The sequence below is a fragment of the Streptomyces sp. BPTC-684 genome, from assembly GCF_030028635.1.
GTDB lineage: Bacteria > Actinomycetota > Actinomycetes > Streptomycetales > Streptomycetaceae > Streptomyces > Streptomyces noboritoensis.
This window is the reverse complement of record NZ_CP124863.1, coordinates 6,285,246-6,304,177: the sequence shown is the minus strand read 5'-3', so window position 1 is coordinate 6,304,177 and position 18,932 is coordinate 6,285,246. Positions and strand designations below refer to the sequence as shown.

General features: G+C 72.9%; 15 protein-coding genes and 1 pseudogene. 8 read left to right on the top strand and 8 right to left on the bottom strand.

Annotation, left to right across the window (positions count from 1 at the left end):
- Positions 1-28: 28 nt before the first annotated feature.
- Positions 29-1,183, top strand: a complete 1,155-nt coding sequence (locus tag QIY60_RS28090) for an ABC transporter permease (protein WP_283144964.1) — start codon at positions 29-31, stop codon at positions 1,181-1,183.
- 67 nt (positions 1,184-1,250) lie between these two features.
- Here the strand turns inward: QIY60_RS28090 and cynS are convergent, their stop codons facing one another.
- Both cynS and QIY60_RS28080 read right to left on the bottom strand, forming a co-directional pair.
- Positions 1,251-1,721 (bottom strand): cyanase, encoded by a 471-nt coding sequence (gene cynS / locus QIY60_RS28085; RefSeq protein ID WP_283144963.1) that lies wholly within the window; start codon positions 1,719-1,721, stop codon positions 1,251-1,253.
- 49 nt (positions 1,722-1,770) lie between these two features.
- Entirely contained in the window at positions 1,771-2,358 is a 588-nt protein-coding gene (locus QIY60_RS28080) for a carbonic anhydrase (RefSeq protein WP_283144962.1), read from the bottom strand.
- Positions 2,359-2,483: 125 nt separating this feature from the next.
- Between QIY60_RS28080 and QIY60_RS28075 the strand changes: the two are divergent.
- Positions 2,484-2,600: pseudogene (locus QIY60_RS28075) on the top strand (LysR family transcriptional regulator); the annotation flags it as partial.
- On the opposite strand, the gene QIY60_RS28070 reads toward QIY60_RS28075, so the two are convergent.
- Both QIY60_RS28070 and htpX read right to left on the bottom strand, forming a co-directional pair.
- Positions 2,601-3,179, bottom strand: a complete 579-nt coding sequence (locus QIY60_RS28070; RefSeq protein ID WP_283144961.1) for a hypothetical protein — start codon at positions 3,177-3,179, stop codon at positions 2,601-2,603.
- Positions 3,180-3,255: 76 nt separating this feature from the next.
- Positions 3,256-4,161, bottom strand: a complete 906-nt coding sequence (gene htpX / locus QIY60_RS28065; protein WP_283144960.1) for a zinc metalloprotease HtpX — start codon at positions 4,159-4,161, stop codon at positions 3,256-3,258.
- Between the two features lie 219 nt (positions 4,162-4,380).
- Here htpX and QIY60_RS28060 point away from each other — a divergent pair, with 219 nt between their 5' ends.
- Positions 4,381-5,547: an alpha-hydroxy-acid oxidizing protein gene (locus tag QIY60_RS28060; RefSeq protein WP_283144959.1), complete on the top strand. Its 1,167-nt coding sequence runs from the start codon at positions 4,381-4,383 to the stop codon at positions 5,545-5,547.
- Between the two features lie 72 nt (positions 5,548-5,619).
- Here QIY60_RS28060 and QIY60_RS28055 read toward each other — a convergent pair whose 3' ends face one another.
- The 4 genes from QIY60_RS28055 to QIY60_RS28040 form a co-directional block, all read right to left on the bottom strand.
- On the bottom strand, positions 5,620-6,435 hold the full coding sequence (locus tag QIY60_RS28055) for an AfsR/SARP family transcriptional regulator (protein WP_283144958.1): 816 nt from the start codon (positions 6,433-6,435) through the stop codon (positions 5,620-5,622).
- Positions 6,436-6,727: 292 nt separating this feature from the next.
- On the bottom strand, positions 6,728-7,960 hold the full coding sequence (locus tag QIY60_RS28050) for an alpha/beta fold hydrolase (RefSeq protein ID WP_283144957.1): 1,233 nt from the start codon (positions 7,958-7,960) through the stop codon (positions 6,728-6,730).
- A gap of 135 nt (positions 7,961-8,095) precedes the next feature.
- A complete protein-coding gene (locus QIY60_RS28045) occupies positions 8,096-8,794 on the bottom strand; it encodes a TetR/AcrR family transcriptional regulator (protein WP_283144956.1) in 699 nt (232 codons plus the stop codon).
- 2 nt (positions 8,795-8,796) lie between these two features.
- Positions 8,797-10,392 (bottom strand): DHA2 family efflux MFS transporter permease subunit, encoded by a 1,596-nt coding sequence (locus QIY60_RS28040; RefSeq protein ID WP_283144955.1) that lies wholly within the window; start codon positions 10,390-10,392, stop codon positions 8,797-8,799.
- 411 nt (positions 10,393-10,803) lie between these two features.
- On the opposite strand from QIY60_RS28040, the gene QIY60_RS28035 reads away from it, so the two are divergent.
- From QIY60_RS28035 to QIY60_RS28015, 5 genes are read left to right on the top strand one after another with little or no spacing between them, the layout of a single operon-like run.
- The gene (locus QIY60_RS28035; RefSeq protein ID WP_283144954.1) at positions 10,804-12,600 is read left to right on the top strand and encodes a fatty acyl-AMP ligase; all 1,797 of its coding nucleotides are present in this window, start codon (positions 10,804-10,806) and stop codon (positions 12,598-12,600) included.
- Positions 12,601-12,644: 44 nt separating this feature from the next.
- Entirely contained in the window at positions 12,645-12,959 is a 315-nt protein-coding gene (locus QIY60_RS28030; protein WP_190089139.1) for an acyl carrier protein, read from the top strand.
- Positions 12,956-15,982, top strand: a complete 3,027-nt coding sequence (locus QIY60_RS28025; RefSeq protein ID WP_283144953.1) for a beta-ketoacyl synthase N-terminal-like domain-containing protein — start codon at positions 12,956-12,958, stop codon at positions 15,980-15,982. Before QIY60_RS28030 ends, QIY60_RS28025 begins: the two co-directional genes overlap by 4 nt.
- Positions 15,979-17,010: a 3-oxoacyl-ACP synthase III family protein gene (locus QIY60_RS28020; protein WP_283144952.1), complete on the top strand. Its 1,032-nt coding sequence runs from the start codon at positions 15,979-15,981 to the stop codon at positions 17,008-17,010. Before QIY60_RS28025 ends, QIY60_RS28020 begins: the two co-directional genes overlap by 4 nt.
- Positions 17,007-18,932, top strand: a complete 1,926-nt coding sequence (locus QIY60_RS28015) for an HAD-IIIC family phosphatase (RefSeq protein WP_283144951.1) — start codon at positions 17,007-17,009, stop codon at positions 18,930-18,932. The genes QIY60_RS28020 and QIY60_RS28015 overlap by 4 nt, the downstream gene beginning before the upstream one ends.

Below are 18,932 nucleotides of genomic sequence, written 5' to 3'. Positions count from 1 at the left end.
CAAGGCCGCCCGGCTCGGTCCCCGGGACGTGCTGCACGTCGGCTCGGCCGGGCTGCGCAGCCGTCCCGTTCGGGTGGTGCTCTCAGCCCTCGGGATCGCCATCGGCATCGCCACGATGATCGCCGTGGTGGGCATCTCGGCCTCCAGCCAGGCGCAGTTGATGCGCCAGTTGGACGCGCTCGGCACCAACATGCTGGTGGCCAAGCCCGGCGAGAGCATGTTCAGCGGACAGGAGGTGAAGCTGCCCGAGGACGCGCCGGGCATGGTGGGCCGCATCGACGGCGTCCAGGAGGTCGGCGCCACCGGCGACCTCAAGCAGTCCGTGCGGCGCACCGAGAAGATCCCCAAGGACGAGACCGGCGGGATCGCCGTCAAGGCGGGCACCGAACGGCTCCTTGAGGTCCTGCGCGGCAAGGTCGCCTCCGGGACCTGGCTGAACGCCGCCAACGGCCGCTACCCGTCCGTGGTGCTCGGCCATGTCGCCGCCGAACGGCTCGGCGTGACCGGGCCGGGGCAGCAGGTGTGGATCGGCGACCGGTACTTCACGGTCGTCGGCCTCCTCGGCCCGATGCCGCTCGCGCCCGAGATCGAGCGGTCGGCGCTGGTCGGCTGGGCGGCGGCGCAGCAGCTGCTCGGCTTCGACGGACACCCCACGGCCGTGTACGAGCGGTCCACGGACACCTCCGTGCGCCAGGTGCAGAAACTGCTCGCGCCGACGGTCGACCCGCGCAACCCGCAGAACGTCGACGTCAGCGACCCTTCGGCGGCGCTCCAGGCGAAGGCGGCGACCGAGGGCGCGCTGTCGACGCTGCTGCTCGGCCTGGGCGGGATCGCGCTCCTGGTGGGCGGGGTCGGGGTCGCCAACACCATGATCATCTCGGTGCTCGAACGCCGTCACGAGATCGGTCTGCGCCGCTCGCTCGGCGCCACCCGGGGCCAGATCCGCATCCAGTTCGTCGCGGAGTCGCTGATGCTCTCGGGCCTGGGCGGGCTGGCGGGCATCGGTCTCGGCGCGGCGGCGACCGGCGTGTACGCCTCCTCGGGCGGGCTGCCGTGGGTGGTCCCGCTGTGGGCGGTCGGCGGCGGCTTCGGCGCGACCTTGGCGATCGGCACGGTCGCGGGCCTGTATCCGGCGGTACGGGCGGCACGGCTCTCCCCCACGCTGGCGCTGCACGCGGCGTAGGGGAGGCTGCGGTGGATGGGCGGCAGGTCGTCGTGGGGGACGATCCGCCGCCCGTCGCCGTACCGGGTCAGAAGGGCTTGGTGGGCAGGTACTTGCCGTCCAGGGTGATGACCGCGCGCTCGCCGCCGTCGGGGTCGGCGACCTTCTTCACGTCCAGCTTGAAGTTGATCGCGGAGATGATGCCGTCCCCGAGCTGCTCGTGGACCAGGGCCTTCAGGGTGGTGCCGTAGACCTGGAGCATCTCGTAGAAGCGGTAGATCGTCGGGTCGGTGGGGATACCGCCGGGGATGGAGCCGCGCAGCGGGATGGTCTGCAGGGTCAGGGTGTCGTCGGCGTCGAGGTCCAGGAGCTCGGCGACGGCCTTCGCGGAGGCGGTGGGCAGCGGGTGCTGGCCCAGGACGGCGGCGGTGACGAAGGCGACCGAGAGGTCGGCGGCGTCGGCTATCTGCTGCCAGGACAGGTCCTTGCGGATCTTGGCGTCGACGGCCTTGGCGGCCAGAACCTGACGGGCGGTGTTGTCGAACTGGGCGTGCACCATGGCAAAGAGCTCCTTTTTTGAGCGGGTGGGAAGGGGGGACGGGAGGGGTTCAGGCTGCGGTGGCGAAGGGGTTGGCGACGTCGAGGTGTTCGACGGTGCCGGTGGCGATGTCGTAGCACCAGCCGTGCAGGGTGACCGTGCCCTGGGTCAGGGCGCGGGCCACCGAGGGGTGGGTGATGAGGTTGGCCAGCTGGGCGCGGACGTTGTTGCGGACGAGGGCGTCGACGCCGGCGGTGGTGGTGCGGGCTTGTGCGGCGTCCGCGTGGCGCAGCCAGTCGGCGGTGGTGGGCAGGGCGCCCAGGTCGTGGCTTTGGGCCAGGGCGGTCATCGCGCCGCAGGCGGAGTGGCCGCAGATGACGATGTCGGTGACGGCCAGGGCGGCGACCGCGTACTCGATGCTGGCCGCGGTGCCGTCGGTGCCGGGGGTGTAGGCGGGGACGAGGTTTCCGGCGGTGCGGATGACGAACAGCTCGCCCGGCTCGCTGGCGGTGATCAGTTCCGGCACCACCCGGGCGTCGGAGCAGCTGATGAACAGCGTGGAGGGCCGGTGATGGGTCGCCAGGTGCGCGTAGAGCTCCGCTTTGGCCGGGAAGACATTCCTCCTGAAACGCGCGACGCCCTCGGTGAGGTGGTGCATGGTCACTCCCTTCGGTGGCTGCCTGCCCCCGTGGGGCTGACGGGATCCACCATGCACGACCAGCACCTATAGAGTCCAAGACGTACTATCCATGGCAGTTATTGATGTCATCTATAGTTTGGGGTATGGCTCTGGAACTCCGTCATCTGCGCTATCTGCTCGCCGTCGCCGAGCACGCGAACTTCACCCGCGCCGCCGAGGACCTGCGCATCTCCCAGCCCACCCTCTCCCAGCAGGTCAAATCACAGCCCGGGCGCGCCCCACACCGGGAACCAGCGGGCGAGGTCCTGCTCGATGTGCAGGTCGTCCGCGAGGACCGCCTTGATCCGCAGCTCCAGCGCGCTGTCGCGCTTCTCGCCGGGCAGCGGGGCGAAGGGGTAGAACGTGCCGCGCTTGTAGAGGTACACCAGCGCGAGCGCCTGCCCCTCGGTGTCCTCGAAACCGACCAGGGAGCACAGCAGTTGGGGGCCGAAGCCGCTCCCCTCCAGGGCGGTGTTCACCGCGTGCAGGTCCCCGGCGAGCGCGGTCAGGTCGGCGGGCCCGCGCCGCGACAGGAGCCAGGTGTAGCCGTACTCGTCGCGGCTGAACTCCACCGGGCTCCCGGCCCGTTCGGCGTCCGCGTTGAGCAGTTCCTCGACGTCCTCGCGGATCCGGGTGAAGGCCCCGCCCTCGACCGTGGTGAAGCAGACCGAGCCCCGGCCGGTCGGCGTGAACCCGGCCGCCGCCTCCAGGGTGACGGCCGCCGACGGCACCGCGAAGAGCCGGTCGAGGTCGGGGGCGACCGGCTTGGTGCGCCCGAGCAGGATGTCCAGGAAGCCCATGCGGATCAGTCGCTCCGTCCTGTGCCGGCTCGCGCCGTACGGTTCTCGTCGTACGGTCCGGGGCGCGCGGCGCCGCTCATGCCGGGCGGCCCAGCTCGGCGGAGATCTTCGCCAGCCCGTCGAGGCGCTGCTCCAGGCTGGGGTGGGTGGACAGGAGCCGGGAGAGCGAGGCGCCGGCGCCGAGGGCGGGCACGAAGTAGAAGGCGTTGAAGGCGCCGGCCGTCCGCAGGTCCTTGCTGGGGATGCGGGCGATGTCGCCGTCCAGCTTGGTCAGCGCCGAGGCGAGCGCGGAGGGGCGGCCGGTGAGCAGGGCGGCCGCCCGGTCGGCGGCCAGCTCCCGGTACCGGGACAGGGCCCGGATCAGCAGGAAGCTCAGCGCGTACACCGCCGCCGAGACCGCCATCACGGCCATCAGGATGGCGAAGGTGTTCTGATCGCCGCGGCGGCGGCCGCCGAACATCTGGGAGTAGAAGGCGAAGCGGACGATGAGCCCGGCGATGACGCCCAGGAACGAGGCGACGGTGATCACGGCGACGTCGCGGTGGGCGACGTGCGAGAGCTCGTGGGCCAGCACCCCCTCCAGCTCCTCCGGCTCCAGGCGCCTGAGGAGCCCGGTGGTGACGCAGACGACGGCGTGGTCGGCGTTGCGCCCGGTGGCGAAGGCGTTGGGCAGATCGGTGTCGGCGAGGGCGACCCGGGGCACGGGCATGTCCGCCGTGGCGCACAACCGGTCGATGACGCCGTGCAGTTGGGGCTGCTCCTCGCGGGTGACGAGACGGCCGCGCATGGCGTAGAGGGCGATGCGGTCGGAGAACCAGTACTGCCCGAACAGCAGGGCCGCGGCGATGACCACGACCAGCACCGTCGACTTCAGCAGGACGAGCAGCGCGGCCACGAACCCCACGTACAACAGGCCGAGCAGGAAGAGGGTGACCAGCATGCGGGCGGTCAGCTGCCGGTCGGGCTGGAAACGGCCGATCATGATGTCTCCCCGGGACCCGGGTCCTTGGATTCCCACTCTCCACCATGCCACTTACGGAGGCCGTAAAGGGGCGCTGCGGCGAGGAGATGGGGGGTAGGGCAGTGTGGGGGCACCCGGGCGACCGGGCCCGTGGGGTCGGCGATCAGCCGGAGATCAGCCGTCCGCATCAGTCAGGCATCCGTCAGGGATCAGTCGGTGATCGAGGGAGAGGGCCGCTTGATGAGCCAGCCATTCGGTTTCTACCAGAACGAGATCTTCTTCGAGGGGCTCGGCGGCGTCGTGCCGCGCTTCCCGTTCACGTACGAGGAGCTGGAGTCCCGCGCCGAGGCCGCGCTGGGGCCGTCCCTGTGGTCGTACGTAGCGGGCGGCGCGGGTGACGAGCGCACCCAGCGGGCCAACGCGTCGGCCTTCGAGCGCTGGGGGCTGTACCCGAGGATGTTCGTCGGGGCCGCGCGGCGCGACCTGTCCGTCGAGCTGTTCGGGATGACCTTGCCGTCGCCGCTGTTCATGGCGCCGATCGGGGTCATCGGGCTGTGCGCCCAGGACGGGCACGGCGATCTGGCGACGGCCAGGGCGGCCGCCCGCACCGGCGTCCCGATGGTCGCCTCGACGCTGACCGTCGACCCCCTGGAGGAGGTCGCCGCCGAGTTCGGCTCCACGCCGGGCTTCTTCCAGCTGTACACCCCCACCGACCGCGAGCTGGCCGAGAGCCTGGTGCGGCGGGCCGAGAAGGCGGGGTTCAAGGCCGTCGTCGTCACCCTCGACACCTGGGTCACGGGGTGGCGCCCGCGCGATCTGAGCACCGCCAACTTCCCCCAGCTGCGGGGCCACTGCCTGGCCAACTACACCTCCGACCCGGTCTTCCGGGCCGCCCTGGACCGTACCCCCGAGGAGGACCCGCGAGCCGCCGCCGGGCGCTGGGCGCAGGTCTTCGGCAACCCGCTCACCTGGGACGATCTGCCCTGGCTGCGGTCGCTCACCGAGCTGCCGCTGATCGTGAAGGGCCTCTGCCACCCCGAGGACGTCCGGCGCGCCAGGGACGGCGGCGTGGACGGCATCTACTGCTCCAACCACGGCGGACGCCAGGCCAACGGCGGGCTGCCCGCCCTGGACGCGCTGCCCGGCGTGGTCGAGGCGGCCGACGGCCTGCCCGTGCTGTTCGACTCCGGGGTCCGCACCGGGACGGACATCGTGAAGGCCGTGGCCCTGGGCGCCACGGCCGTCGGCGTGGGCCGCCCCTACGCGTACGGACTCTCCCTCGGCGGTACGGACGGTGTCGTCCACGTCCTGCGCTCGCTGCTGGCCGAGGCGGATCTGCTGATGGCGGTGGACGGCTATCCGACGCTCGCCGACCTCACGCCCGAATCCCTCCGGCGCGTCCTCTGACCCGTTCCGCCCGTGCGGCCGTGCGCCGGCTCAGGGAACGGCCTGAGCCGGCTCGCCGTGGTCCTCGGTTCGTCAGCGCGCCGACGCGGTCACACCGACGGCTTCCAGCCGGGCCGGATCGGCGCGCAGGATGGCTTCCTGGGTCAGCCGCAGCGGCGGGCCCGGCTCGACGCCCAGCTCCTCCCGGATGACCTGGCGCGCGCTTCGGTAGACGCCGAGGGCATCGCCCTGGCGGCCCACCCGGTACAGGGCGGCCATCAGCTGGCGGTAGAAGGGCTCGCGCAGCGGGTGCTGGACGACGAGTCCCTTGAGCTCCTCTATCACGGCGTGGTGGCGGCCGAGCGCCAGGGCCGATTCAATATTCAGCTCGATGCAATTCAGCCGTTTTTCCTCCTCGACGGCGGCGAACGAGCTGATCTCCGAGGACCCCGACATGCCGTCCAGAACCGGCCCCCGCCATATGGCGAGGGCATTTCTCAGACACTCGGACGCAGCCAGGTAGTCGGCCGCCAGGTAACGGGCCCGGCCGCTTTCATACAACCTCTCGAAGGTGCGGACATCGAGTTGGTTCTGGCTGACGTCGAGAATGTAACCGGGGGAAACAGTGACGATCGGCGACGCCCGGCCGGGCGTGCCGAGCAGCTTGCGCAGCTGCGACACATAGACCCGCAGGCTCGCCGCCGCACACCGCGGCGGGTGCTGTTCCCAGAGCTCCGCCATGAGTTTGTCGCCCGGCACCGTCTCCCCTGCCCGGATCGTCAGCAGGGCGAGCAGCTTGGCGATCTTCGGTGGCGCGGGCGTCAGATCGACGTCGCCGCAGGTCACCCGGAGCCGCCCCAGTACCTCGTAGCGCAGCGGATGACTCGGTCGTGCCGAGGACAGGGACACGTGACGCAACCCCCTTGAATGCATGCCGGGCATTCAACTAGTTCGGACCCCCCGTTCAACCCCAGACCCTCGCGCCCAAGGTGCACGCGATTGCCGATAAACATCGTAGTCGAGCAGTCGTTACGTAACCATTAAAAGGGTGCTAACACCCGCAGCGCAGCACCCAGGAGTCATTTCAGCCACCAATCAGCGGGAATTCGATTATTAATTCCGGGGGCCGTATACACAGCGCCCGAGGCGGGCGGCCCCGGGGACACCGGGGCCGCCCGCCTCGGGCGTGCTGTGCGAACGGTCAGACGGACGGCGCGGGTCCGGGCTCCGGGGCCCCGGCAGGCGACGTCTCGGCGAGCCAGGAGAAGACCCGGTCGTGGAAGAGGGTCATGGAGCCGGAGTGGCAGTGGGCTCCCCCGCCCTCGTCCGCGGTGAAGACGTGCAGGGTCTTGGGGCCGTTGAGGCCCGTGTACACCTTCTTGGCGTGCTCCAGACCGGCGAAGAACATGTCCTCCTCGGCGTCGAGCACCAGGACCGGACAGCGCACCTGTCCGACCACGTCGGCGAGGCCGAACGCGGGCATCCGGCGCAGCAGTTCGGACGGGCTCTGGGCCCCGAACGTCCACATCGCCTGCCGCAGCAGCCAGCGCGTGAAGGTCTGCTGGACGGCGATCCCGTACATCACCGGGTTGGCGAAGTCGTCGCAGCCCTGCTCCACCCACTCGTGGACGAACGGCGGCAGCCACACCACGTCCCCGAGCTGCCAGACCGCGTCATGGGCCACGCACCCGGCGAGCCGGTGCTCGAACGCGGCGGCCCGGACGGCGAGCAGCCCCCCGAGGCTGGTCCCCACCAGGGTGACGCGCTCGGGGTCCACCCCCGGCTGAGCCAGCGCGAAGTCCACCACGGGCGTGACCACCTCCTCCCAGTCCGGCCGGAAGGTGAGCCCCTGCTCGCGCAGCACCGAGCCCTGCCCGGGCCCCTCGAAGCAGAGGACGTGGTAGCCGCGCGCCCGGGCGGCGGCCGCGATGAAGAAGTAGCCCTCTTCGAGCGTGGAGTCGATGCCGCCGTGGTGGATGAGCGTCGGGCGCGGCCCGGCGGAGTCGTCCGCGCGGTAGAAGTACCCGGGCAGCGAGCCGTCCCCGTACGGAATGCGGACGAACTCCGGTGGGCGCTCCATGAGCTGGGCCGCCTCGGCGAAGGTCTCCTTGGAGAGCCGCATCAGGCGCGCCGCCTCGGGGTCGTGCAGCGGGTCGTCGCGCAGGAAGAACTCGGCGGTGCGGTAGTACGTGTGGGCGCGCAGCAGGGCCGCGCGGGCGTCGAGGGTGCGGCGCTGGGCGAGCGCGGCCGCGGCGAGGCCGTGGACGCGTTCGGCCAGCGCGGTCCACTCGCGCCGCCAGGCGTCCGTGTCGCCGCCGGGGATGCGCGAGGCGACGGCGATGACCTCGCCGAGCTGGGCCCCGCCGAAGTCGGCGTAGCCGGCCGCCCGTAGGGCCTGGTAGTCGAAGGCTGGGTCGTCGAAGAGGAACTTCATGGTTGCGGCTCCTGGGTGGGGATGCGGTTCGGTGCCCGTCCGCGCGGCGGACGGGCGGACGGGGCCGCGCTCGCGCGCGGCCGACCAGTGCGTGCGCCCGGGCACCCGGTTCCCGGTCCGGTGGGCGCGGCCCGGCTACCGGGGGGCGGGGTCGCTCCGGGTGCCGTCGAGGAAGGTGTCCACGATCGCCTCGGCGAACGCGGCGGACTCCACCGGCCGCTGCCGCAGGATCAGCCGTGCGAGCATCGGCCCCGTCAGCAGCTCGATGGCCTGGTCGACGTCGAGGCCGGGGCGCAGCTCTCCGCTGTCCAGCCCGTCGCGCAGCACCTGCCGCATGGCGTCCCTCCGTGCGGCGACCGCGGTGTCCTCGTACGCCTCCACCAGCTGCGGCCGGTGCACCGCCTCGCCGAGGAGGCCGGCCAGCAGGCGGTGCAGATTGGTGTCCTGGCCGCGGTGGCGGATCTGGTCGACCAGGTCCACCAGGCGCTCCCGCAGGGGCAGTCCGTCCGAGGGGGTGACGGGAACGTCCAGGCTGCTCAGGGCCGCGAGCACCAGCTCTTCCTTGTTGCGCCAGCGGCGGTAGATGGTGGCGCGGGCGACCCCGGCCCGCTGGGCCACCAGGTCCATCGACAGCGCGCTGAAGCTGCACCCCTCGCCCAGCAGGCCCAGGGTGCTCTCCAGGATCGCCCGGTCGGCCGCGGGGTCGCGCTGGCGCCCGCCGCGGGCGGTGCGCTGCGCGGGCGGCGCGGGGGCGCGCCCGTCCCCGGTCTCGGGGACGGGCCGGAGGCCGGCGGGCGCGGCGCCCTCGGCCTCCGGTGGAACGGGTGGTGGCATGCTCAGACCTCCGAGGAGTGGTGGACCCGGGCGGCCGCCTCTTCCGCACCGGCGGGTTCGTCGGGCGTACGGGCGGGCAGCAGGAGCAGGCTGACGAGGGTGCCGGCGAAGGTGACCCCGGCGGCGACCAGTGCGGTGGTGTGCATCGCGGAGACGAACGAGTCGACGGCGTGGCCCGCGAGAGAGGCGCCGCGCGGGCCGAGCGCGTCGGCCACGGCGAGGCTGCTCTGCACGGACTCCCCCGCCTTGTCGCGCAGTTGGTCCGGCACGGCCCCCAGGTGGTCCGACATCCGCGAGCGGTACGCGGTGGAGAGCACCGAGCCGAGGACGGCGACGCCGAGCGCCCCGCCCACCTGGCGGAAGGTGGTGTTGACCGCCGAGCCGGTGCCCGCGCGCTGGCGGGGCAGGGCCGACATGACGGCGGCCGTGGCGGGCGGCATCACACAGGCGATGCCCACGCCCAGGACGAAGAAGACGGATTCGAGCAGCCACAGCGAGGTGTGCTCGTCGACGGTGGCGACGGTGACGAACGCCAGGGTGGTCAGCAGCATCCCGGCGGTGCACACCGGACGGACGCCGATGCGCTTGGCCGCGAGCGTGGCGGGCGGCGAGAACGCCAACTGGGCCACGGCCAGCGGCAGCAGACAGTACCCGGCCTGCAGAGGCGTCCAGCCGCGCACGCTCTGCAGATAGAAGACCAGGAAGAAGGTGGCGCCGAGCAGCGCGAAGAACACCAGGCCGATCACGGTCACGGCGGCCGAGAAGCGCGGGACGCGGAACAGCGCGATGTCGAGGGCCGGGCGCTCGGCCCGCCGCTCCCAGCCGACGAAGACCGCCAGCACGACGAGCCCGCCGAGCATCGTGCCCCATACCCGCCCCGCCGCCCAGTCGTCCGACTCGCCGCCCTGGATCACCCCGTACACGAGCAGGGTCAGACCCGCCACGGACAGGGCGACGCCCACCGGGTCGAAGCCGCCGCGCCCGGGGTCCCTGGACTCCGGCACGACGAACAGCGCGGCGACGGTGCCGACCACGACGATCGGGATGTTGATGAGGAAGACCGAGCCCCACCAGAAGTGCTCCAGGAGCGCGCCGCCGGTGATGGGCCCGACGGCGACCGCCAGACCGGCCGCCCCGGCCCAGATGCCGACGGCCTTGGCGTGTTCGGCGGGCGGGAAGACGTCCATGATGATCGCCAGGGTCGCGGGCATCACCAGCGCGCCGCCGACGCCGAGTCCGGCCCGGGCGGCGATGAGTTCGCCGGCGCTGCCCGCGTAGGCGGACCAGAGCGAGCAGGCGCCGAAGACGACGAGCCCGGTCACCAGCGTGCGTTTGCGGCCCCAGCGGTCGGCCAGCACTCCGGTGCTGAACAGGAGGGCCGCGAAGACGAGCGTGTACGAGTCCACCGACCACTGCAGCGCGCTGGAGGAGGCGCCCAGGCCCTGTGGTGCGGGCTCGGCGAGCGTCTTGAGCGCGACGTTCAGGATCGAGGTGTCGAGGACCACGAGCAGGAGGCTCACCACGAGCACGCCCAGTACCCACCAGCGGTGGGCGGCGGCCTGGTCCTCGGTCTTGCGGGGTTCGAGCTGAGTGGTCACGGATGCCGCTCCTCGGAAGGAAGAGGGTGATGCGTGAACTGCCGTCTGCAGCTGTGTGGTTGACGACGCTAGACCCGTCCGGCCAATCGAGTCAATGCCGTATCGAAACAGTGCTGACTCATATCTCGGCGGCGGACCGGGGCGGACCGGGGCGGACCGGCGGCGGACCGGCGGCGGACCGGCGGCGGCGAGCGGGCCACGGCGGCTTGCGGCACTGGGTGCCAACTTCCCCTCCCTACACGTGTGAACACCCCTCGCACTCCCCCTCTCCCGCACACCCTGCGGGAAGACCCGAAGCTGCGACGTGCACCTCAAGGCTGCCTTTACACGTCCTTTTCACATCCCGCCAACGATGGGTCGACAGATGGCACTTGGTGCCGCGCCAGTCCGGAGAGAGCGACAGGGGAAGAGATGCACCAGACGTTGACCGAGGCCGTACGCGCCGGAGCCGAGCAGCACCCCGACCGGCCCGCGTTCGTGTACCTGCACGAGGACGGCCTGACCATGCGGCCCGAGGAGCTCACCTACGCCGAACTGGACCGCCGCGCCCGGCTGATCGCCACCCGGCTGCGCCAGGAGTCGCAGGGCGACCCGGCCCGCCCGGTGCTGCTGCTCTACCCGCCCACGCTCGACTTCGTCACCGCGTTCCTCGGCTGCTTCTACGCCGGGCGCACGGCCATCCCGGCGCCGCTGCCGGACGAGCCGGGCGAGCGCCTCGCCCGGGTCAGCGGCATCCTGCGGGACGCCTCGGTGGGCGCGGTCCTGACGCTGCCCGAGCACCGCCAGCCGCTCGCCGCCTGGCTGGCCGCCTCCGGGGAGCAGGACGTGGTGTGCCTGGCGCCCGAGGACGACGGCGAGGACCCCGCGCTGTGGTTCCCGCCGCAGGTCCGCGCCGACGACATCGCCTTCCTCCAGTACAGCTCGGGCTCCACCAGCGAGCCCAAGGGCGTCATGGTCACGCACGCCAACCTGGCCGCCAACCAGGAGGCCATCCACCACGCCATGCTCACCACGCCCGGCGTCGTCACGGGCAGCTGGCTGCCGCTCTACCACGACATGGGCCTCATCGGGATGACGCTGCACCCGCTGTGGATGGGCGGCACGAGCGTCCAGATGTCGCCGATCTCCTTCATCAAGCAGCCGCACCGCTGGCTGCGGATGATCCACGACTACCGCGTCGAGGGCACCGCCTCGCCCGACTTCGGTTACGAGCTGTGCGCCCGCCGTACCACCGACGAGCAGGCCGAGGGGCTCGACCTGTCCAGCCTGCGGGTGGCGCTCAACGGGGCCGAGCCGGTGCGCGCCGCCACCGTCCGCACCTTCACCGCGCGCTTCGCCGCCCAGGGGCTGCGCCCCGAGGCGCTGTTCCCCTGCTACGGGCTGGCCGAGAACACCCTGCTCGCCTCCGCCGGGGACACCACCGCCCCGCACGTCGAACTCGCCGTCGACGCGCACCTCCTGGAGCAGCACGAGCTGCGGCCCGCCCGCCCCGACCGCACCTCCAGGACGCTGGTGGGCTGCGGCACGCCGGCCGGGAGCGAGGTGCTCGTGGTCGACCCCATGACGCGCCAGGCGCTGGCGGACGGCCAGGTCGGCGAGATCTGGCTGCGCGGCCCGTCCGTGGCACGCGGCTACTGGAACCGCCCCGAGGCCACCGACGAGACCTTCCGCGCCGAGACCGCCGACGGCCGCTCCGGCTATCTGCGCACCGGCGACCTCGGCGGCCTGGTCGGCGGGGAGCTGTTCGTCACCGGCCGCATCAAGGAGATGCTCATCCACCACGGCCGCAACCTCTACCCGCAGGACATCGAGCAGGCCGTGCAGGACTCGGGGCCCGCCCTGCGGCGCGGCGGCGGGGCGGTGTTCACCGTCGGGGACGAGGAGGGCGACCGCTCGCACGTCGTGGTGGTGCAGGAGGTCCGCCCGAACCAGCAGGGCGAGCACGACCTGCCCGCCCTCGCCGCCTCGGTCCAGACGGTGCTCAGCCGCAGGTTCCAGCTCCCCGCCGCCAGTGTGGTCCTGGTGCGCCCCGGCGCGATCCGCAAGACCACCAGCGGCAAGACACAGCGCACCCTGATGCGCCGGCTGTTCGTCGACGGCGCCCTGCCCGTACTCCACCAGCGCCTGGAACGGCCGGTCGCGGCTCTCGTCGCCCGCCCGGCCGAGACCCCCGAGCACTCCGCTCCGCTGGCCGCCCCCGGCCGCTGAGCCCGCCCGGTCCACCGAGCGCCCCCCAAGGAAGAGGTACCTCAATGTCCATCGCCCCCGACACCCGCACCGCGATCCGCCCGCAGACCCCCGTCCTCGCCCCCGCGGACCTGGAGAAGTGGCTCATCGACCGGGTGGCCTTCCATCTGCACCGGCCCGCCCGGGAGATCGACCCGACGACCCCGCTCGCCGACTACGGCATCGACTCGGTGGCCGCGATCGGCATCTGCGGCGAGATAGAGGAGCGCCACCTCCTGGCGGTCCCGCCGACCCTCGCCTACGACTTCCCGACGGTACGCGCCATCGCCGGGCACCTGGCCGAGCTGCTCGCCGTCGGTGACGCCGGGGCCGCCTCATGAGCGCACCCGAACCGGTCGCGGTCGTCGGGCTCGACTGCCGCTTCCCCGGGGCCCGGGACGCAGGCGAGTTCTGGAATCTCCTGATGGAGGGCCGGGACGGCACCCGGCGCGTCCCCGAGGAGCGCTGGGAGGCGGACCGCTACCGGCTCGCCGACCCGGCCGCCCCGGGCGAGGCCCGGCCCCCCGGCCGCTCCAACACCGTGCGCGGCGGCTTCATCGACGACCCGGACGCCTTCGACCCCGCCTTCTTCGGGATCTCGCCGCGCGAGGCGGCCGCCATGGACCCGCAGCAGCGGCTGCTGCTCCAGTGCTCGTGGCGCGCCATCGAGGACGCGACGGTGGCCCCCGAGGACCTGGCCGGTACCGACACGGGCGTGTTCGTGGGGGTGATGGCCAACGAGTGGGCCCACCTCCAACTGGCCGACTACGACGGGATCACCGCCCGGCACGGCTCCGGCAACGGCTACTTCATGGGCGCCAACCGCGTCTCGTACCACTTGGACCTCAAGGGCCCCAGCCTCGCCGTGGACACGGCCTGCTCGTCCTCGCTCGTCGCCCTGCACCTCGCCTCCGGCGCGCTGCGCGCGGGCGACTGCGACTACGCGCTGGCCGGGGGCACCAACCTGATCATGACGCCCGTCCTCAACATCTTCTACACCCAGGCGGGCCTGTCCGCGCCCGACGGCCGCTGCAAGCCGTTCAGCGCCTCGGCCGACGGCATCGGCCGAGCCGAGGGCGTCGCCGTGCTCGTCCTGCGCCGACTCGCCGACGCGCTCGCCGACCGCCAGCCCGTCTACGCCGTGCTGCGCGGCACCGGCGTCAACCAGGACGGCCGCAGCAACGGGATCACCGCGCCCAACCGCTGGGCCCAGCAGCAGCTCATCGAGCGGGTCTGGCGCTCGGCCGAGGTCGGCGCCGACGACATCGGCTTCATCGAGGCGCACGGCACCGGCACCCTCCTCGGCGACATGATGGAGGCGCAGGCGCTCGGCCACCTCACCAGCGGCCGCAGCGGCGGCAGCGTCGCGCTCGGCTCGGTCAAGAGCAACTTCGGGCACGCCGAGGGCGCCGCCGGGATCGCCGGGGTCGTCAAGACCGTGCTCGCGCTGCACCACCGCACGGTGCCGCCCAGCCGGTTCGCCGACGACGAGAACCCGAAGCTCCAACTGCCCGACCGGCGCCTGTCGCTGCTCAAGTCCCCGCTGCGGCTGCCGTCCGGCACCGTGCACGCCGCCGTCAGCAGCTTCGGCATGGGCGGCACCAACGCGCACGCCGTGCTCTCATCCCCGCCGCGCGCGGTCCACCGCTCCGGCGAGCGGGTCCCGGGCGTGTTCACCGTCTCCGCCCGCTCCGCGCGCCAGCTGCGCCCCAATCTGCTGGCCCAGGCCGACGCGCTGGCCCGCCTTCCCGAGGACCGGTTCGCCCAGCTGTGCTGGACCAGCAACCGCGTCAAGTCCCGGCTGCCGCACCGCGTCGCCGTCGCCGCGGGCGACCTGGCGTCCGTGGTGGCCGGGCTGCGCGAGGCGGCCGAGCGCACCCACGACGAGGACGGCGGGGTGCGGCGCACGGCGCCCACGGTGGCGTTCGCGTTCACCGGACAGGGCGCCCAGCACCCCGGCATGGCCGCCTCCTGGTACGCCTCCTCCCCCGTCTACGCCCGCCTCTTCGACGAGATCGACGGGCACCTGGCCGTCCACCTCGGCCTCTCGGTGCGCGACGCGGTCCTGGCGGGCGATCCGGGGGTGCACCGCACGGGCCTGGCCCAGCCCGCGCTCTTCGCCGTCGAGTACGCGATGGCGGGCGCCCTGGCCGACGCCGGGATCCGGCCCGCCGCCGTCATCGGCCACAGCATCGGCGAGTTCGCCGCCGCGTGCGCGGCCGGAGTACTCGAACCCGCCGACGCGGCCCGCCTGGTCGCCCGCCGGGGCGCGCTCATGGAGGCGCTCCCGGACGGCGGCGGCATGCTCGCCGTACCGTTGCCCGAGGCGGAGGTGGAGGCGCTGCTCAGCGATCCCGCGCGGGTGTGCGTCGCGGCCGTCAACGGTCCGCGCAGCACCGTGGTCGCCGGCGAGCTCGACGAACTCGCCCTGCTGCGCGGCACATTGGGCGACCGGGGCGTCAACGCCCGCCCGCTGACCGTCTCGCACGCCTTCCACTCCCCGCTGATGCGGCCCGCCGTCGAACCGTTCCGGCGCGAGGGCGCGGACGTGGCGGCGGGTGCCCCGTCGGTGCCGGTCTTCTCGACGGTGTACGGACGGGTCATGGGCGGCGAGGAGCGCATGGACGCCGCGTACTGGGCGCGCCAGATCACCGCGCCGGTGCGGTTCGCCGACGCCGCCGCGGAACTGTTCGCGTCCGGCGTCACCCACATCGTGGAGATCGGCCCGCGCGCCGTGCTCACCCCGATGCTCGCCCGGCTCCGGCCGGCCGACGCGGAGCCGGTGAGCTGCCTCGCCGCCCACCCCGGCGAGCGCTCGCCCCGCCATCCGCTGCACCACCTGCTCGGGCAGCTGTGGAGCGCCGGGGCCGATCCCACCTGGGACAGCCTGTACCCGGAGGCGGACCGCGTGCCGCGCCGGCTGCCGCCGTACGTCTTCGACGACAGCTTCCGCGCCTGGCGCTCCGCCACCGCCCCCGAACCGCCCGCGCCCCACCTCCCCGCCGTGGACGCGGCGGACGCGCGGCCGCCGACGGCGGACCTCGCACAAACGTGCCCGCCGACCCCGGACGGTGGTTCCCCCCACGGGGTGTCCGAGGTGACGCACCGTCTGGTGTGCCGGGTCGGCGGGCACGACCCCTCGGCGGTACGGGACCGCTCCCGGCTCGCCGAGGACCTCGGCTTCGACTCGATCCAGGTCATGGAGCTCAAGACCCGCATCGAGAACGAGCTGCCCGAGCTCGGCAGCCTGCCCGTCGAGGAACTGCTCGCGAGCCTGGAGACGGTGGGCGACCTCAGCCGCTATCTGGGCGAGCGCCTCCTCGTACCGACCGCACCGTCCGCCCCGGAAGGACCGCGCACATGAGCCCGTCACCCGCCCCCGTCGCCCACCTGGTCTCGGTCGGCACCTGTCTGCCGGGGGAACCGGTGGACAACGCCACCCTGGCCAAGCTCGTCGGCGTCGACGAGCAGTGGGCCGAGATGTTCATCGGCAACGTCAGCCGGCACTTCGCCGTCGATCTGGCGACCGGCCAGGTCCGCCACTCCCTCGCGGACATCGCGGCGACCGCGGCGGACCGGGCCCTGGCGGCGGCGGGCCTGGAGGCCGTCGACATCGACTGCGTCGTCATGGGCACCGCCACCCCGGACCAGCTGATGCCCGCCACCGTCAACCTGGTGGCGGACCGCCTCGGCATCGACAACGTCCCCACCTACCAGCTCCAGTCCGGCTGCGCCGGGGCCATCCAAGCGCTCGACGTGGCCCGCACCCTGCTCCTCGCCGGGCGCTGCTCGACGGTCCTGGTGATCGGCGGCGACGTCTGCGCCAAGCACCTGGAGACGGACTTCGACCCCGGCTCGCGCACCCCCGGCGAGCTGGTCAACTACATCCTGTTCGGCGACGGGGCGGGCGCGGCCGTGCTCAGCGCCGAGTCCTTCGGGGAGCGCGTGGAGATCCGCCAGGTCCTCAACCGCCTGGTGGGCCTGGGCAAGGCGCCCGGCCAGGTCATCGACTGGTTCGGGCTTGGCGACCGGCACAGCGACCGCATCGCGATCTCCGAGGACTACAAGGCGATCGAGGCGGCGGTGCCGGTCCTCGCCACCCAGATGTTCTGGGAGCTCATCGGGGACGTCGGCTGGACGGCCGACCAGGTGGACTATCTGCTCCCGCCCCAGCTCTCCGGCCGGATGAGCGACCGCATCTCCGACGCGATGCCCGCCCCGCTCGCCCAGCGCGTCAACGTGGTGCGCACGGTGGGCAACAACGGCAACGCCCTGCCCTTCCTCCAGCTCGCCGAGCTGCTCGGCCAGTGGCAGGGCGGCGGGCGGGCCGTCACCGTCGCCGTGGAGTCCAGCAAGTGGATCAAGTCCGGTATCGCCCTGGAGCGCGCATGACCACGATCACGGCCAACGCCCCTTCGGCGGGCGGCAGTTGGCAGGACCCCGAGGCGCTGCGCACCCTGCGCGATCTGTACGCCGCCGGGCGCCTCGAAGCCGAGTACCCCTCGGTACGGCCGCTGCTCGCCCGGCTTCCGGAGCGGCAGCTGCCCGCCGCGGGACAGCTGCTCGCCCGGCTCGACCGCGACGACGTCGTCCGCCACCACGCCGACGTGCCCGTGGTGACCGTCGCCGTCACCGGTCAGTCCACCGTCGCCCCGCTGGTCGCCCCGCTCACCGCGGAGCTGGCGCGCCACGGGCTGCTGCTCGACCCGGTGGTCTCGCCGTACGGCTCGTATCTGGCGGACCTGCTCGGGCCCGGCGGCTCCGAGCCGGACCGGCAGCCCCGTCTCACGCTGTGCCTGCTGGACGCGCACACCGTCTTCGAGGAGGTGCCGCTGCCCTGGCGGGTCGAGGACGTCGAGGCCGCGGCCAAGTCCCGGCTCGCCCTGATCGGCCGGGCCGTCCGCGCCCACCAGGACGGCGGGCGCGGCCCGTTGGTCCTCAACACGGTTCCGCTGCTGCACCGCCACGCCCGCCAGCTGGTGGATCTGCGCTCCCGGGCCCGGCTCGGCGTCGTCTGGCGCGAGTTCAACAGCGGGCTGCTCGCCCTCGCCGAGGAGCACCCCGGCCTTGTCGTCGTCGACCTCGACCCGCTGGTCGCCCAGGGGACACCCGCGTACGAGCCGCGCACGGGCCTGTACGCCAAGGCGCGCCTCGCCGAGGGGCTCCTCGCGAGCTACGCCCGCGACGTCGGCCACCTCGTCACGGGGCTGCTCGGCCGGACCCGCAAGTGCCTCGTCCTCGACCTGGACGGGACGCTGTGGGGCGGGGTGCTCGGCGAGGACGGCGTGGACGGCATCGAGCTCGGCAGCGGGTTCCGCGGCGAGGCGTTCGTCGAGTTCCAGCGCGTGCTGGCCCAGCTCGGCTCGCAGGGCGTGCTGCTCGCCGTCAGCAGCAAGAACGACGACGCCAAGGTGCGCGAGGCGCTGCGCGAACACCCGTCGATGCTGCTGCGCGAGGACGACTTCGTCCGCGTCAACGCCAACTGGTCGGCCAAGCACGACAATCTGCGCGACATCGCGGAGCGGGTCGGGATCGGCCTGGACAGCTTCGTCTTCGTCGACGACAGCACCTTCGAGTGCGGTCTGGTCCGCGAGCAGCTGCCGCAGGTCGCGGTGGTCCGGGTCGACGAGGAGCCGGCCCTGCACCCGGCCGCGCTCCTCGCCGACGGCTGGTTCGACCTGCCCGTGCTCACCGACGAGGACCGCGAGCGGGCGGGCCGCTACCGCACGGAGGTCAAGCGGCAGGAGTTCCGCGAGGACACCGGCTCGTACCAGGACTATCTGGACGGTCTCGGCATCGAGGTCACCGTGCGCCCGCCGGAGCCCTCGGAGCTGTCCCGGGTCTCCCAACTCACCCTGCGCACCAACCAGTTCCACCTCGCCCCCGAGCGCCTGCAACTGCCGCAGGTGCGGGAGTGGGCCGAGCGCCCGGACCGCGGCGTGCTGGTGGTCCGCGCCCGCGACCGGTTCGGCGACCACGGCCTGGTCGGGGCGGTGTTCCTGCGCCGCGACGCGGGGGACCTGCACATCGACAACTACGTGCTGAGCTGCCGGGTGTTCTCGCGCGGCATCGAGAGCGCGTGCCTTGCGGCGGTCCTGGAGCACGCGGCGGCGTCCGGCGCGCACGGCGCGCTCGCCCGCCACCGGCCCACCCCGCGCAACGCCGCCTTCGCCTCCTTCTACCTCGACCACGGCTTCGTCCCCACGGGCGTCGCCCCCGAAGACCCCGCCACCGTGGTCTTCCGCCACGCCCTGCGCGACATCACGCCGGCCCCCGCCCATCTGCGGCTGCACACCGCCTTCGAGGAGAACTGA

Bases quoted from the DNA above. Each gene is read 5' to 3' on its own strand.
- QIY60_RS28045 (WP_283144956.1), bottom strand. From the start codon at position 8,794: ATGCCACCACCCGTTCCACCGGAGGCCGAGGGCGCCGCGCCCGCCGGC.
- QIY60_RS28035 (WP_283144954.1), top strand. From the start codon at position 10,804: ATGCACCAGACGTTGACCGAGGCCGTACGCGCCGGAGCCGAGCAGCAC.
- cynS (WP_283144963.1), bottom strand. From the start codon at position 1,721: ATGGTGCACGCCCAGTTCGACAACACCGCCCGTCAGGTTCTGGCCGCC.
- QIY60_RS28050 (WP_283144957.1), bottom strand. From the start codon at position 7,960: ATGAAGTTCCTCTTCGACGACCCAGCCTTCGACTACCAGGCCCTACGG.
- QIY60_RS28020 (WP_283144952.1), top strand. From the start codon at position 15,979: ATGAGCCCGTCACCCGCCCCCGTCGCCCACCTGGTCTCGGTCGGCACC.
- QIY60_RS28070 (WP_283144961.1), bottom strand. From the start codon at position 3,179: ATGGGCTTCCTGGACATCCTGCTCGGGCGCACCAAGCCGGTCGCCCCC.
- QIY60_RS28060 (WP_283144959.1), top strand. From the start codon at position 4,381: ATGAGCCAGCCATTCGGTTTCTACCAGAACGAGATCTTCTTCGAGGGG.
- QIY60_RS28030 (WP_190089139.1), top strand. From the start codon at position 12,645: ATGTCCATCGCCCCCGACACCCGCACCGCGATCCGCCCGCAGACCCCC.
- QIY60_RS28080 (WP_283144962.1), bottom strand. From the start codon at position 2,358: ATGCACCACCTCACCGAGGGCGTCGCGCGTTTCAGGAGGAATGTCTTC.
- QIY60_RS28025 (WP_283144953.1), top strand. From the start codon at position 12,956: ATGAGCGCACCCGAACCGGTCGCGGTCGTCGGGCTCGACTGCCGCTTC.
- QIY60_RS28015 (WP_283144951.1), top strand. From the start codon at position 17,007: ATGACCACGATCACGGCCAACGCCCCTTCGGCGGGCGGCAGTTGGCAG.
- htpX (WP_283144960.1), bottom strand. From the start codon at position 4,161: ATGATCGGCCGTTTCCAGCCCGACCGGCAGCTGACCGCCCGCATGCTG.